Source organism: Agrococcus sp. AC640b, assembly GCF_979255995.1.
The window spans coordinates 1-14,010 of sequence record NZ_CEEDMM010000020.1 but is presented as its reverse complement, the minus strand read 5'-3'; the positions used below and the strand labels follow the sequence as shown (position 1 = coordinate 14,010).

18 protein-coding genes are annotated in these 14,010 nt (G+C 74.2%); 10 read left to right on the top strand and 8 right to left on the bottom strand.

Annotation, left to right across the window (positions count from 1 at the left end; genetic code table 11):
- The first annotated feature begins 157 nt into the window (after positions 1-157).
- Genes ACZ6H8_RS08695 through ACZ6H8_RS08685 form a run of 3 tightly spaced genes read left to right on the top strand, consistent with a single transcriptional unit; the run spans position 158 to position 1,892 of the window.
- Positions 158-844, top strand: coding sequence for a hypothetical protein (locus ACZ6H8_RS08695; protein ID WP_464146375.1), 687 nt, complete (start codon positions 158-160; stop codon positions 842-844).
- A complete protein-coding gene (locus ACZ6H8_RS08690) occupies positions 841-1,446 on the top strand; it encodes a molybdopterin-dependent oxidoreductase (protein WP_464146374.1) in 606 nt (201 codons plus the stop codon). Before ACZ6H8_RS08695 ends, ACZ6H8_RS08690 begins: the two co-directional genes overlap by 4 nt.
- Positions 1,443-1,892: a hypothetical protein gene (locus tag ACZ6H8_RS08685; RefSeq protein WP_464146373.1), complete on the top strand. Its 450-nt coding sequence runs from the start codon at positions 1,443-1,445 to the stop codon at positions 1,890-1,892. Before ACZ6H8_RS08690 ends, ACZ6H8_RS08685 begins: the two co-directional genes overlap by 4 nt.
- On the opposite strand, the gene ACZ6H8_RS08680 is transcribed toward ACZ6H8_RS08685, so the two are convergent.
- From ACZ6H8_RS08680 to ACZ6H8_RS08660, 5 genes are all read right to left on the bottom strand, one after another.
- A complete protein-coding gene (locus tag ACZ6H8_RS08680) occupies positions 1,816-2,538 on the bottom strand; it encodes a methyltransferase domain-containing protein (protein WP_464146372.1) in 723 nt (240 codons plus the stop codon). The genes ACZ6H8_RS08685 and ACZ6H8_RS08680 overlap by 77 nt on opposite strands.
- A gap of 2 nt (positions 2,539-2,540) precedes the next feature.
- Complete coding sequence (locus ACZ6H8_RS08675; RefSeq protein WP_464146371.1) at positions 2,541-3,242, bottom strand: TIGR04282 family arsenosugar biosynthesis glycosyltransferase; 702 nt, start codon at positions 3,240-3,242, stop codon at positions 2,541-2,543.
- Positions 3,239-3,916 (bottom strand): glycosyltransferase family 2 protein, encoded by a 678-nt coding sequence (locus ACZ6H8_RS08670; protein ID WP_464146370.1) that lies wholly within the window; start codon positions 3,914-3,916, stop codon positions 3,239-3,241. The genes ACZ6H8_RS08675 and ACZ6H8_RS08670 overlap by 4 nt, the downstream gene beginning before the upstream one ends.
- 68 nt (positions 3,917-3,984) lie before the next feature.
- Positions 3,985-4,797: an SDR family NAD(P)-dependent oxidoreductase gene (locus ACZ6H8_RS08665; protein ID WP_464146369.1), complete on the bottom strand. Its 813-nt coding sequence runs from the start codon at positions 4,795-4,797 to the stop codon at positions 3,985-3,987.
- Positions 4,788-5,606 carry an alpha/beta fold hydrolase gene (locus tag ACZ6H8_RS08660; protein ID WP_464146368.1) on the bottom strand — a complete coding sequence of 273 codons (819 nt, stop codon included), beginning with the start codon at positions 5,604-5,606 and terminating at the stop codon, positions 4,788-4,790. Before ACZ6H8_RS08660 ends, ACZ6H8_RS08665 begins: the two co-directional genes overlap by 10 nt.
- Positions 5,607-5,791: 185 nt before the next feature.
- On the opposite strand from ACZ6H8_RS08660, the gene ACZ6H8_RS08655 reads away from it, so the two are divergent.
- The gene (locus tag ACZ6H8_RS08655; RefSeq protein ID WP_464146367.1) at positions 5,792-7,066 is read left to right on the top strand and encodes a D-alanyl-D-alanine carboxypeptidase family protein; all 1,275 of its coding nucleotides are present in this window, start codon (positions 5,792-5,794) and stop codon (positions 7,064-7,066) included.
- A gap of 92 nt (positions 7,067-7,158) precedes the next feature.
- On the top strand, positions 7,159-7,326 hold the full coding sequence (locus ACZ6H8_RS08650; protein ID WP_464146366.1) for a hypothetical protein: 168 nt from the start codon (positions 7,159-7,161) through the stop codon (positions 7,324-7,326).
- Between the two features lie 24 nt (positions 7,327-7,350).
- On the opposite strand, the gene ACZ6H8_RS08645 is transcribed toward ACZ6H8_RS08650, so the two are convergent.
- A complete protein-coding gene (locus tag ACZ6H8_RS08645; protein ID WP_464146365.1) occupies positions 7,351-8,424 on the bottom strand; it encodes an SDR family NAD(P)-dependent oxidoreductase in 1,074 nt (357 codons plus the stop codon).
- A 58-nt stretch (positions 8,425-8,482) separates the two neighbouring features.
- Between ACZ6H8_RS08645 and ACZ6H8_RS08640 the strand changes: the two genes are divergently transcribed.
- Positions 8,483-9,058 (top strand): TetR/AcrR family transcriptional regulator, encoded by a 576-nt coding sequence (locus ACZ6H8_RS08640; protein ID WP_464146364.1) that lies wholly within the window; start codon positions 8,483-8,485, stop codon positions 9,056-9,058.
- 157 nt (positions 9,059-9,215) lie between these two features.
- Positions 9,216-9,854 (top strand): anti-sigma factor, encoded by a 639-nt coding sequence (locus ACZ6H8_RS08635; protein WP_464146363.1) that lies wholly within the window; start codon positions 9,216-9,218, stop codon positions 9,852-9,854.
- A gap of 45 nt (positions 9,855-9,899) precedes the next feature.
- Here the strand turns inward: ACZ6H8_RS08635 and ACZ6H8_RS08630 are convergent, their stop codons facing one another.
- Complete coding sequence (locus ACZ6H8_RS08630) at positions 9,900-10,820, bottom strand: SRPBCC domain-containing protein (protein ID WP_464146362.1); 921 nt, start codon at positions 10,818-10,820, stop codon at positions 9,900-9,902.
- Positions 10,817-11,191: an ArsR/SmtB family transcription factor gene (locus ACZ6H8_RS08625; RefSeq protein ID WP_464146361.1), complete on the bottom strand. Its 375-nt coding sequence runs from the start codon at positions 11,189-11,191 to the stop codon at positions 10,817-10,819. Before ACZ6H8_RS08625 ends, ACZ6H8_RS08630 begins: the two co-directional genes overlap by 4 nt.
- Positions 11,192-11,338: 147 nt before the next feature.
- Between ACZ6H8_RS08625 and ACZ6H8_RS08620 the strand changes: the two genes are divergently transcribed.
- The 3 genes from ACZ6H8_RS08620 (at position 11,339) to ACZ6H8_RS08610 (ending at position 13,781) form a co-directional block, all read left to right on the top strand.
- Positions 11,339-12,175 (top strand): phosphatase PAP2 family protein, encoded by an 837-nt coding sequence (locus ACZ6H8_RS08620; RefSeq protein ID WP_464146360.1) that lies wholly within the window; start codon positions 11,339-11,341, stop codon positions 12,173-12,175.
- A 155-nt stretch (positions 12,176-12,330) separates the two neighbouring features.
- Positions 12,331-12,804 carry a hypothetical protein gene (locus tag ACZ6H8_RS08615; RefSeq protein ID WP_464146359.1) on the top strand — a complete coding sequence of 158 codons (474 nt, stop codon included), beginning with the start codon at positions 12,331-12,333 and terminating at the stop codon, positions 12,802-12,804.
- 158 nt (positions 12,805-12,962) lie between these two features.
- Entirely contained in the window at positions 12,963-13,781 is an 819-nt protein-coding gene (locus ACZ6H8_RS08610) for a DUF4397 domain-containing protein (RefSeq protein ID WP_464146358.1), read from the top strand.
- Positions 13,782-14,010 lie beyond the last annotated feature (229 nt).

The window sequence follows — 14,010 nt, the reverse complement described above, 5'->3', positions numbered from 1 at the left end:
TGCCTCGTCGTCGCTCAGTCTGCCGTCGCATCCGCCCGGCGGCACGCGCTTGCGACCGCGATCCGAGGAGGGATGCCGACGGCGACGCGCCGATCCGATCGTCGTTCGCGACCGCGCGTTCGATCCGATTGGGCCCTGCGCGACGGATACTGCAGTGATGGCGATCGCAACAGAGGGGCGACGCGTGCCCGCCGTGGTCACGCGAGCACTCGAGGCGCGCTTCGCGTGGGCACGGGACGCGCTCGAGTCGCCGGCCCGCACGACGCGCACCGCCGTCGTCGTCGGCAGGCTGCTCGGCCTCGCGTTCGTCGTGTGCTTCGCGACCGGCATGTACAGCCACGCGCTGCAGGATCCGCTGCCGTGGATGGTGTTCCCCACCCGGCCGGTGCAGCTGTACCAGTGGACGCAGGGGCTGCACGTGATCTCCGGCACCGCCGCGATCCCGCTGCTGCTGGGCAAGCTGTGGATCGTCTACCCGCGCCTGTTCTCGTGGCCGCCGATCGACTCGCCGCTGCATGCGATCGAGCGGTTGTCGATCGCGATGCTCGTCGCCGGCTCGATCGTGCAGGTCGCGATCGGCTTCCTCAACACGCTGCAGTGGTACCCGTGGGAGTTCTCGTTCCGCCGCGTGCACCTCGCGCTCGCGTGGGTCGTGATCGGATCCCTCGCCGTGCACGTCGGCGCCAAGCTGCCGCAGATCGTGGAGCACTGGCGCGGGTCCAGGCGCGAGACCGGCCGCCCGAAGGCGCCGACGAGCGCCGCGCCTGCGAGCGCCGTGCCGACGAACGCCGCGCCTCCGAGCCAGGCGTCCACCGCCGATCCACCACGGGAGGTCGCCGGATGAGCGACGACGAGCGCAGCAGACGCACGTTCCTCGCGGGCGTCGGCCTCGCGACCCTCGCGGTCACCGCCGTGACCGCCGGGCAGACCATCGCGCCTCTCGCGCCCTTCGCGGCGTTCGCGCCGCGGCGCGCGGGCGAGGGCCCCCAGGGCGTGCCCGTGAACCGCACGGCCGAGGAGGCCGGCGTGCTCGACCTCGCCACCGCATCGTCATGGGCGCTCATCGTGCGCGGAGGCGGCTCGACGCTCGCGTTCACGCGCGAGCAGCTGCTCGGGCAGGGGCAGACCGCCTCGCGGCTGCCCATCGCATGCGTGGAGGGGTGGAGCACCGTCGCCGACTGGCGCGGCGTGCGGCTGCTCGAGCTCGTGGCCGCCACGGGCCAGCCGCACCGCGGCGTGCGCCTCACGAGCCTGCAGCCGCGCGGCAACTACCGCGTGACCGAGATGGGCCCGGAGTTCGTCGACGACCCCACGACGCTCGTCGCCCTCGAGCTCAACGGCGAGCCGCTCTCGCTCGACCACGGGTACCCGGCGCGCATCATCGCGCCCGGCCGACCCGGGGTGCTGCAGACGAAGTGGCTCACGCAGATCGAGGTGCTCTCATGAGGCTCGCGCGTCTCGCGTTCGTCGGCGCGGGCGCCGTGGCGACGATCTTCGGCATCGTCCTGCTGCTCACGACGCAGCGATTCGACCAGCTGCTGTCGCTGGCGGCGTGGCTCGCCGCGGCGATCGTCGTCCACGACGGCATCATCGCCCCCGCCACGACGCTCACGACCCGCGGCCTCGACCGCGTCGGCCGCCGCCTGCCTGCGCGCACCCGCACCGTCATCCGCATGGCGTGGGGCGTGGGCGTCTGCCTCACGCTGCTCGCCGTGCCGCTCGTGATCTCGCAGGCCCGCGGCGCGCGCAACGACAGCGTGCTCGCAGGCGACTACGTGCGCGACCTCGTGCTGCTGTGGGTGGCGGTCGCCGCCGTCACGCTGCTCGCGGCCGCGCTGGGCCTGTGGCGATCTCGACGAACGTCCGACCCCGCACCGTCCAGTCGTCCCTGACGACGAGGCCGGCGTCGCGGACCGCGGCGATGAGCGCGTCGCGCCCCATCTCGGCCCACGGGAACGTGGCGCTCGCGCCACCGTGCTGGTCGACGAGCACCGCGTCGAACTGGCGGTTGCGTCTGCGCCTGGGATGCGCCTCGATCACGACGGCTCCGTCGTCGCGCACGAGCGCGATGGCGCGGTGCACGAGCATCGCGACGTCGCCGCCGATGCCGAGGTTGCCGTCGAGCAGCAGCGCCTGACCCCACATGCCCTCGCCGGGCAGCGGGTCGAAGAGCGACGCCTGCAGCACGGGAAGCCCCTGGTCGCGGGCGATCGCGACGGCCGACGACGACACGTCGATGCCGAGCGCCTGGCGTCCGGCGTCGATCGCGGCACGCACCATGCGTCCCGGGCCGCAGCCGAGGTCGATGACGGGGCCGTCGCCGCGCTCGAGGATCGCCACGTCGACGTCGTCGGCGGATGCGGTGAAGCGCCCCACGTCGATGAGGCTCGTCGAGCCTCGTCGCGGGCGCTCCGCGTCGCGCAGCCGCAGCACGGCGGTGCCGCCAGAGGTCAGCGCGCGCTCGTAGGGGGCCTGTCCACCTTCGCCGAACACGGTCACGCCGTCCTCCTCCTCGGAGCCCTCCGGTGCAGCGTCCATGGCTACGACCGCGACCGTCCGTCGATGGGCCCGTCGAAGGTTCGTTCTCCCGCTGCCGGGCGGATTGCCGATCGCGGCGCCAGCACCCCCGTCGCGGCGACGGCCGCGGCGGTGCGGCTGCCGGGGATGCCCTCGACGACGGTGGCGAGCGCTGCGGCATCGTCGATGTCCTGCAGCGGCTCGAGGTCGCGCACGCCGAGCCCCGCGTCGACCAGGCGTGCGCGCTGCACGGCACCGGTGTCGTCCTGCGACATCGGCACGCCGCGGATGAGGTCGCCGCGCGCGGGCACGTCGGCGAGCGCGAGCGTCCAGAAGCCGCCGTCGAGCGCCGGCCCGAACCACGCGTCGACGCCCTGCGGCCAGGGGGCGAACAGCGGGGCGAGGGCTGCGGCGGTCAGCTGGGGCGTGTCCATGCCCACGAGCACGGCAGGGCCGACGACGGCGTCGAAGATGGCGGCGAGACGGTCGTCGAGCCCGCCTGCCACCTGCGGCACGACCTCGAAGCCGTCGGCGGATGCGGGAGCGACGTCGCCGTCGAAGCACAGCACGCGGCGCGTGGCCGGCAGGGGCGCGAGCGCCGCGAGCGTGTCGTCGAGGCTCGCCTGCGCGATCGTCGCCGCCTGCTCGAGCGTGAACGGCGGGTGCAGGCGCGTCTTGACCCTGCCGGGGATGCACTGCTTCGCGAGCACGATGAGCGTCGTCATGCGCGCACCTGCCCGACGCGGTCGATGACGCCGCGCATGTCGCGGACGGCGGTGATCGTGCCGCGCACGGTGCCCGTGACCTTCGACCTGCCGGTGCGAGGCAGGTAGCTCGCGTCGGTCTCCTCGACGCGCCACCCCTCCTGCACCGCTCGCAGCAGCATCTCGAGCGGGTAGCCGCTGCGGCGGTCCTGCAGGTCGAGCGACAGCAGCATCTCGCGCCTCGCGGCGCGCATGGGACCGAGGTCGTGGATCGGCAGCCCGGTCGCGCGGCGGATGATCCTCGCGAGCGCGAGGTTCGCGATGCGCGCGTGCGTCGGCCACGCCGAGTAGCGCACGGGGCGCCTGCGAGCGAGCACGAGGTCGGCGCGGCCGCCGACGACGGGGTCGATGACGCGGGTGAGCTCTGCCGTGTCGAACGAGCCGTCGGCGTCGCAGAACGCGACGACGTCGGCGGTCGCCGCGAGCAGCCCCGCGTGCACGGCAGCGCCGAAGCCGCGGCGCGACTCGTGCACGACGAGCGCGCCGAGGCGCTCGGCGACCTCCGGCGAGCCATCGGTCGAGCCGTTGTCGACGACGATCGCGCGCACGCCCTCCGGCAGCCTGCCGAGCACGCGCGGCAGCGCGCCCGCCTCATCCAGGCATGGCAGCACCACGTCGGCGATCACGCGTTCCATGCTCAGACCATATGCGCGGCGCGGTGCGTGCTGGGACGCCTTGCGCGCCGCGCGCGCAGCAGCCCATGTCAGATGGTCGCGACCGACCCCGCATCGACGCGGTAGTTCGAGCCGTTCACGAACGACGCGAGGTCGGAGCAGAGGAACGCGATCACGGCCGCGACCTCCTCGGGCTCGCCGCGGCGGCCGAGCTCCATGTACGGGCGCTCCTCGTCGAGGAACGACGCGATCGCCTTCGTCTGCGTCGTGCCGAGCTCGGCTGCGCGCGCGTCCATCATCGCGTCGGTCATGGGCGTGTGGATGAAGGCGGGCGACACGGCGTTGACGAGCAGCCCCTCGCTCGCGTAGCTGCGCGACAGCCCCTTCGCGAGTGCGAGGATGCCGGCCTTCGCCGCGCAGTACGGCAGCTCGTCGTCGTACGGCTGCACCGCGTCCTCCGACGCCAGCAGCACGAGCCGACCCCACCCGCCCTTCCGCAGCGACGGCAGGAACTGCCGCACGAGCCGCACGGGTCCGTGGAGGTCGACGTCGATCGTCTTCACCCACCCCTCGTCGCTGATCTCGTGGAACAGGCCCTGCGCGCCGGTGACGCCTGCGGACTGCACGAGGATGTCGATGTCGCCCACCGCCTCCTGCACCTGCTCGTGCAGCGCCGCGAGCGAGTCGAGGCTCGTGACGTCGGCGGCGAACGCGTGCAGCCTGCTCGCCGCGACCTTCGTCTGCGACCGCAGCTCCTTCGCGGCCGCCTGCAGCGACTCGTCGTCCTGGTCGGAGATGACGACCGTCGCACCCTCCTCGAGCAGGATGCGGGCGGTGTGCCAGCCGATGCCGGAGTCGCCGCCGGTGACGAGCGCGGTCTTGTCGGCGATCCTCAGGTCCACGGTGCTGCCTCTCGGTCTGCGTGTCGGGTGGGGTCGTGTCGGAGCTCGGCCCAGAACGCGTCGATGGCCGCGGCCACCTCCTGCGGGCGCTCGAGGGCCAGCAGATGCCCGGCGCCGTCGAGCTGCTGCCAGCGGGCGTTCGGGTAGACGGACTGGTGGAGGCGGTGCTGGGCGACGGTGCCGAGGTCGTCGTCGTCGCTGCCGGACAGGATGAGCGCCGGCAGGTCGACCTCGCCCACCTCGGCCGACCAGTCCTCGCGGCTGCCGGCGTCGAGCCAGGCCGTCCACGCCGCCGCGTCGCTGCCGATGGCGTCGTCGACGGCGAGCCGGTCGAGGTCGGCGGGCAGGGGGCCGCCGACGTTCGCGTCGACGAAGGCGCGTGCGGCGGCCGGGTCGATCGCGCCCGTCGCAGCCCAGTCGAGCATCTGCTGCCTGCGCTCGGGGTCCATGGGCTCGCGCGACGGCGGCGACGGGGCCAGCAGCACGATGCCGGCGGGGGCGAGCGCCTCGTCGCGCAGCGCGGCGACGACGAGCGTCGCGATGCGCCCGCCGAGGCTGTGCCCGGCCAGCAGCCACGGCTCGTCGAGCGGTGCGATGCGGGCGCGCAGCAGCGCGACCACGCGGCGCACGGCGTCTGCGGTCGTCGTCCACGGCTCGTCGCGCGCCGCACCGAAGCCGGGCAGGTCGATCGCGTGGAGCGCGAGGGGCTCGCGCAGCCGCCCCGCCATGGCCTCGAAGGCGCGCGCGCTCGATCCCAGCCCGTGGAGGGCGACGAGCGGCGTCGCGTGGTCGACGTCGTGGGGTGCCATGCGTCCGACGCTAGGCACGTCGAGGCAGGGGTGCTCGGCCTTGCGCCGCGGCGTCGGTGCGCGATAGCGACGGGCACCCGCGACCGGGTGCGCGGCGTCACAGTCGATCCCAAGGCTCGTCATGGGCGGCTCGCGGGTACTGGCAGGTCCTCCCGGCGATCGGCAGGCGGGAGGACCGTGGAGGCATGGTCGAGGCGCACGAGCGGAGACGACGCGGCACGCGCGTGCGCCGTGCGCTGGTGCGTGTCGCGATCGGCGGGCTCGTCGCCGCGGTCGGCGCAGGGCTCGGCACGGGTGCGACCGTCGTCGCGACCGCGGCGCCGCCCCCGGTCGACGTGGCCCCGTCGGTGCTCGACGTCGGCATCGAGGGCGAGCCCGCGGCGATCGCGTGGCCGGCGGGCGTGGACGCCGCGGCGTTCGAGATCGAGGGCCTCGACGGTGCGGAGGGGGCGACCGGCGAGGCGGGCGCGTTGCCGATCGCGAGCGTCGCGAAGCTCGTCACGATGCTCGTCGTGCTCGATCGCGCACCGCTCGCGCCCGGCGAGCAGGGGCCGACGCTCACGATCGGCGACGCCGACCTCGCGCTGCTCGCAGCGTCTGCGCAGCGCGGCGCCGCGGTGATGCCCATGGCGCTCGGACAGCAGCTGACGCAGCGCCAGCTCATGGATGCCGCGATGCTGCAGTCGTCGGCGAACGCGGCGACGACGCTCGCGCAGTGGGCGTTCGGCAGCCAGGAGGCCTACGTCGCCGCCGCGACGACGTGGCTCGCAGACCAGGGCCTCTCCGGCATCGCCGTCGTCGACGCGACGGGGCTCAGCAGACGCAACGCGGCCAGGGCCCCAGCCGTGCTGCAGCTCATGGACGTCGTCGACGGCTCCCCCGTGCTGCGCGAGGTCACCGGGCAGCGGCAGGCCGACGTGCCGGGCCTCGGCGTCGTCGCGAACACGAACGCATCGCTGGGGCTCGCGGGCATCGATGCCGGGAAGACCGGCAGCCTGACCGTGTCGGGCCGCACGGTGCTCGTGGGGGCGACGGCCACGGTCGCTGGCGTCGAGCTGCGCATCCACGCCGCGCTGCTGGGGGTGCAGGACGGCGTGGACCGCGATGCGGCGATCGCGTCGCTCGTCACGAGCGTCGCCGAGCAGGTCGTCGAGCGTCAGGTCGTGGCCGAGGGCACGCCGATCGCGTCGTACGAGGCGCCGTGGGGTGCCGTGCTGCAGCTGCACGCGAAGGCGACCCTCGCGGTCGTCGTGTGGCGCTCGACGCCCATCGACGCGGTCGTCGTCGTGCCCGACGAGGTGCTCGTGGGCGCGCAGGCCGGCGGCACGATCACGGTCGAGGTCGGTGGCGAGACGCTCGACGTGCGGGTGGGCACGCACGACGCGCTGGCGCCGCCCGACTGGGAGTGGCGGCTCGCGAACGCGCAGCAGGTCTGGCGCTGGGCGCTCGGCTCGTCCTAGCAGCGGCCGTGGCGCGCGTGCCACCGTGTCAACGGCCTCCCGTCTCGTCGCGTCGGCCCGTAGCGTGCGATGCACCGACGAACGGAGCGATCATGAGCGACCACGACGCACGCGACGAGCAGGGCACGCCGAAGCAGGGCGGTCTCGGCGAGGACGGCACGATCCCCGACGCCCCCGACGGCGTGGGCGTGGGGCACACGGGCGAGCAGTCGACCTTCGAGCCCGAGGAGGACGAGGGCGCGCCCGAGGAGACCGTCTGACCCGCACCGGAGGGTCGGCGGCGATCAGGTCGCCGACCAGCCTCCGTCGCTCGGCAGCACGACGCCCGTCACGTTCACGCCGTCGTCGCTGAGCAGGAACGTGATGGATGCCGCGAGCTGCTCGGCCTCCGCCGCATCCGGCAGCACCGTCATCGCCAGCTGCACGCGCTCGGCGCCCAGCTCGGAGGCGAACGACGCCTCGATGTTCGTGATGACGGGGCCGGGAGCGACGGCGTTGCAGCGGATGCCGCGACCCGCGTACATGAAGGCCGTCGACTTCGTGAGCCCGACGACGGCATGCTTCGAGGCCGTGTAGGCCACGCCCGCCGCGGAGCCGCGCAGCGCAGCCTCGGAGGCGACGTTCACGATCGATCCCGAGCCCTGCGCGAGCATCGTCGGCACGACGGCGCGCGTCAGCAGCATCGTGCCGTCGACGTTCACGCGCATCACCCTCTGCCACACGGCATCGCTGACCTCGCCGACCGGGCTCATGTCGTCCATGATCCCCGCGACGTTCGCGAGGCCGTCGACGCGTTCGCCTGCCGCCGCGACGATGTCGTCGACGCGGGCGGGGTCGGTGATGTCGGCGACGAGCGCGACGACGTCCGCGCCCTCGTGGTCGGCGACGAGCGCGTCGAGCCGCTCCTGCGACACGTCGACGGCGACGACCCTGCCGCCCTCGCGGAGGATGCGGGATGCGGTGGCGCGGCCGATGCCCGAGCCCGCGCCCGTCACGATGATGGTGCGGTCGGCGAAGCGCCCCTGCGAGATGCGCTCGACCCAGGGCTGCTGCTCGGCTGCCGCCGCGGCCGGCTGCGGCTCGGCGTCGGCGCCGGCCTCCGGCCCATCCGACCCGTCGCCGACGTGGTCGGCGGGCGTCGCGGCGTTCGCCTGCGCGATGACGGCGTCGAGCGCCTCCTGCGGGAACGCTCCCTTGCTGAGCCCGACGAGCCGCTTGATGGCGAGCCGGCTCACGGGCCGCAGCGCGTCGGCGCTCTGGCCGCCCTGCGCGAGCAGCTCGCGCAGCACGGGGCCGCCCGTGGGGTGCGCCAGCCATGCCTTGATGCTGTCGTCGCCGGTCAGTCGATCCGCGCTCATCCGAGCCTCCCTCGTCGAAACCGGACAGCCTTGTCCGGTCGTTCGGTACGCTAGCACGGTGACCGACGAGCGAGCCAAGGCGAATCGTGGGCCGAGCGCGGGCCCCGCGAACCGCCTCGCGATCCTCGTCGCGGCGAGGGCGCGCTTCGCCAGCGACGGGCTCTCGGTGCCGCTCAGCACGATCGCGAAGGACGCGGGCGTCGGGCAGGGCAGCCTCTACCGGCACTTCCCCGACCGACTCGCGCTGGCCGTCGCCGTCTTCGACGAGAACCTCGACGCCGTCGAGGCCGTCGTGGCGGATGCCTCGACGAGCGTGTCGAGCCTCCTCGACCTCGTCGAGCAGCAGGCCGGGATGGCGCCCGCCCTCGTCGACCTCATGTGGCAGCACCAGCACGACGCACGGGTCGCCCCGCTCGGCGACCGCGTGCGCACGATCGCCGAGGTGCTGGTCGCGCGCGACCGCGCGGTCGGTCTCGTCGGCGAGCACGTGGAGGCATCCGACGTGCTCGCCGCGATCTCGATGCTCGCCGACCTCACGGCCAGGGCGAGCTCGCCGGGCGCCTTGGCGCTCGACCTCGACGACCAGCGTCGCCGCGCGCGCCGTCTGCTCGACGCGGCGCTCGCGCCGCGATGAGCGCGACCTGAGCGCGTCCCGCAGGGCGCCGAGCGGCGAGCCGGCGATGGCGTTGCTCCGCGTGGCGGAATCCGCGAGGCCCGTCGAGCGCGAACGACGTGCAGGAGCCCCTGCTGTCGTCGCATCCGCGGCGCGGCTCCGTACCGTCAGGAGCCCCATGTCGCACGTGCCGCACGAGGAGCTCGTCTGGCGAGCCGCGCTGCGCACCGTCGACGACGACGAGCACGGACGCCACCTGCGGGCCTGCCCGCCGTGCGCCGACGAGCTGGCGAGGCTGGTCGCCGCGACGCCCGCGGTCGAGGAGACGCCGCTGCCGAGTGGCCTGTGGGCGCGGATCTCGGATGCGGTGGCTGCGCGACGGGCGCGACGACCGTGGGCGATCGTCGCGGCCTGCGTCGTCACGGCGCTCGCCTCGGTGGGCGCCGTGGGTGCGACGTCGTGGATGCTCGATCGGGCCGCTGCCGGCGTCGACGGCCCGGCGATCGCGCTGCAGCCCATGGGCGACGTCGAGGGCGAGGCGACGGCCTGGATCGTGGAGCGGGCCGGGCAGCGCCTGCTCGTGGTCGACGCCGTCGACGTGACCACGCCTGCGAACGCCTCCCTCGAGGTCTGGCTGCTCGACGAGGACGCTGCAGGCATGGTGCATCTCGGCACGCTCGACGGCGCATCGACCGAGCTGTCGCTGCCCGCCGACGTGGACCTCGCCGGCTTCCCGATCGTCGACGTGTCGCTCGAGCCGCTCGACGGCGACCCGGCGCACAGCGGCACGAGCGTGTGGCGCGGCGCGTTCTCCTGACGACGCGATCGCCATCGCGGGAGGAACCCGCCGGCGTGCGGCCGGTCAGCGGCGGATGACCTCGGCGAGCTCGCCGAGCACGAACTCCCAGCCCTGGAGGTACGAGCCGGCGGGCGCGGCGTCGGACCACGGTCCCGAGTGCCGCACCGTGACGCGCGTCGCGTCGCCGACGGCGGCGAGGCGCACGTCGAAGGCCTCGTCGACGCTCGTGCCGTCGGCATCCGCCCATGTCCACGTCGCGGCGAGGTGGTGCGCATCCGCGTCGGCGTCGAGCACCTCGCCCGTCAGCACGATGCCTGCCGTAGGCGCCGCGATGCGCAGCGATCCGCCCGGTCGCACGTCGGCCTCGATCGTCGTGTCGGCCCAGTGCCGCCACCACCAGGTGCGCAGTCCCTCGGCTGTGGCGAACGCCGCCCACACGGCGTCGACCGGGGCGTCCAGGTCGCGCTCGACGTGCAGCACGCCGTCGGCCATGCGCGTCCACGCCGCATGGGTCGGCATCGCGAACGGGCGCGGCGCGAGGCCCGCGAGCGCGTCGGCGAGGCCATCGAGGTGCGCCTCCCATCCGGCGCCGTAGTCGGCGGTTGGCTGCGGTGCGACGAGCTCGTGCCGCAGTCGCAGCACCGTGCCGCCCTCGTGGGGCTCGAGCGTCAGGTGCACGACCGAGTCGGGCTCGCCCGCCCACTGCCAGGCGATCGCCAGGCCGCGCTCGGGCCCGCACGTCAGGAGTCGGCAGTCGGCCCGGTCGTCGGCCGCGTCGCCGAGCCGCAAGCCGAACGCGGAGCCGACGCTCGGGCGCTCTCCCGACTCGATCGTGCCGAGCCAGCGCGAGAGCCGCGCGGGGTCGACGATCGCGTCCCATACCTCGGCGGGGCTCATGGCGAGGCGGCGCTCGACGTCGACGACGGGGCGGTCGCCCGAGCCGGTGAGGGCGCGTGCGAACCCGATGGTGGTGGTGTCGGTCATGCGGATGCCTCCTCGGGCGTGGCTGCGGGTGCGGAGGACCCGGATGCGCGATCCGCGCGGCGGCCGCGTGCGAGCTCGGTCTCGAGGGCGTCGAGCCGCTGCGGCCACAGCGCCGCGTAGCGCTCGACCCACGCGGTCACGTCGTCGAGCGCTCCCGGGACCAGGCGGTAGATGCGCTGCGCGCCGTGCGGCTCGGCCTCGACGACGCCCGCGTCGCGCAGCGCGCGCAGATGGTTCGAGACGGCGGGCTGCGTGATGCCGAACTCGTCCTGCACGATGGCGCCGACCGAGCCGGCGGACCGGGCGCCGTCGGCGAGCACCTCGACGATGCGGCGCCGCACGGGATCGGCGAGGGTCGCGAATGAGTTCATCCGTCATGAATATCACGCATGACTGAAGCATGGAAGGGAGGATGGCACTGGGAGCCCTGCCCGGCTGCGCTGCCGCCGCCGCCGCCGCCGCGTCAAGGGCGATGCTCGCACCTGGCGAGCAGCGGCCTCATGTCGCATGCTGAGCCGATGGACGCCCGCACCGCGATGACCCCGACACCCGACGAGGCCGGAGCACGCGGCGAGCGCCTGCAGGACACGCGCATCGGCGCGGTCGACCTCACGCGGTGGCCGGGTCGCGTCGGCGAGGCGACCGTCGAGGGCGCCGATGCGATCGCGAGGCAGCGGGGACCGTATGCCGCGCTCGCCGTGGCGCTCGGCGTCGCCATCGTCGTCATCGCCGTCGCGACCGCCCTCGTGATCTGGATCTACGCATCCATCACGACGAGCCGGGGTGTCGCCGGCGTCGACCGCCCGCTCCTCGACGATCTGCTGACGCTGCGCTCCCCCGCCCTCGACGCGACGCTCACGGCCGTCACGTCCACGGCCGGCACGATCGGGATGCCGCTCGTCGCCCTCGCCGCCATGACCATCCTCGCCATGCGTCGCCGCTCGTGGACGCCGGTGGTGCTCATCGCGACGACCGGCGCCGTGTCGGTGCTGCTCACGATCGTCGGCAAGCGCTTCATCGACCGCGTGCGACCGCCGCACTCGGATGCCGTGCCCCCGCTCGAGCTGTCGGAGTCGTTCCCGAGCGGGCACACCCTCAACGCCGTCGCGATCGTCGGGATCATCGCGTACCTCGTGATCCTGCGCCGCACGAGCGTGCGCGCCCGCGTCGCCATCGGGCTCGGCGCACTCGTGTACGTCGTCGTCATCGCCTTCACGCGCGTCTACCTCGGCCACCACTGGTTCACCGACGTGCTCGCAGGCTTCGTGCTCGGCCTCGCGTGGCTCGCGCTCGTCATCACGGCGCATCGGTTCTACCTCACGGCACGAACACGAGACGAGACCGTGGAGGCGTGACGCCCGTCGGGATGCGGCGTGAGCGCGACCTCGAGCGGCATGCACCCTCGCCGGCACGCTCACGCCGCGTCCGCGCAGACCCCGACGAGCCTCGGACGTCGACGCGGACTCGCAAGGCCCCTGCGGCATCCGCCGCGGCACGATGGACTCTCATCATGCGAACCTCCCGACCCGTCGCCGTCTACCTCCGCGATCACGAGATGGGAGCGCAGGCCGGCCTGCGCGCGTTCCGACGCGCGGAACGCAGCCACCGGTCGCGGCCGTGGGGTCGCGACCTCGCTCATCTGGCGGAGCAGATCCGCGACGACCTGCGCACCGAGCACCGCATCCTGCGCTCGCTGCGAGTCCGCCGTCGACGCATCGCCGGCCCGCTCGCGACCGTCGGCGAGCGTCTCGGACGTCTCAAGGGCAACGGCGCCGTGCTGCGCCGCTCCCCCACGACCGACGTCGTCGAGCTCGAGGGGCTGCTGACGATGGTGAGCGCGAAGCGCGCGCACTGGCGCACCCTCGAGGTCTCGGGCATCGGCCACGGGATCGACGCGGCCGCGCTCGTCACCCGCGCCGACGCGCAGCTGCGCAGGCTCGCGGCAGCGCACGAGCAGGCGGCGGCCGCACTGCGCCAGCGCTGACGCGAGCGCGAACGCCCGGCGTCACCCCTCGATGCACCGAGGACGACACGCCCGAGCGTGCACGTGCCGTCGATCGCTGCAACCGATCCGCACCCCCATCCCGATACGAGGGTGAAGGGGTCGCGCGTCCGGCGCTGCCCGAGAGACAGGAGACGCTCATGAAGGGCAAGCTCGTGATCGGCGGCGCCGCCATCCTCGCCATGTCCGCCTTGGGGGCAGCGCCCGCGCTCGCCGCCGAGGGCGACGCGACGGTGTCGGTGCTGCACGCGGTCCCCGGCCTGACGGTCGACGTGTACGTGAACGGTGCGGAGACGGTGCCCGACTTCGAGCCCGGCACGCTCACCGACCCGATGATGCTCGCGCCCGGCGCGTACGACATCCAGGTGTTCGCCGACGGCGACGACCCTGCGACGGCGACGCCCGCGATCGAGGCCACCGGCGTCGAGGTGCCCGCGAACGCGAACGTCACGCTCGTCGCCTACCTCGCAGCCGACGGCACGCCGTCGCTCGGCGCGTTCGCGAACGACACGACGCCCGTCGCCGCCGGCGAGGCCCGCCTCACGGTGCGACACCTCGCCGCGGCACCCGCCGTCGACGTCCGTGCTGGCGGCGCCGTCGTCGTGGAGGCCATCGAGAACCCGAGCGAGGCATCGCTCGTGACCGCAGCGGGCACCGTCTCGGCCGACGTCGTGCTCGCAGGCACCGAGGACGTCGTGATCGGCCCGGCCGACCTGACGCTCGCGGAGGGCACGAACACCATCGTGACCGCGTGGGGCAGCGCCGACGACGGCACGCTCGCACTCGCCGTGCAGACGGTCGAGGCGCACAGCGCACCGGCCGGAGTCCCCTCGGGACTCGGAGGCGCGGCAGGCGACGGCGGCCTCGCCGGCATCCTGCTCGCGATCGCCGGCGTGCTCGGCATCGCCGCGATCGTGGCGTGGCGCCGCACCGCGCCCATCGCGGCGCAGCAGCGCTGACGCAGCGACCGACCGGGCTCCCGCGACCCAGCGCGGGGGCCCGGTCATCGCACGTCGACCAGCACGAGCACGAGCACGGAGGGCAGGCAGGGATGGACAGGCGAGGCAGGCGCCGCGCCGCGATGATCGCGGCCGCGACGGCGGGTGCGCTGACGATCGCGGGCGTGAGCATGCTCGTGCTCGACCGTGCGCCTCGGGAACCCGCGACCGGCGCGGCGCCGACCCCCGC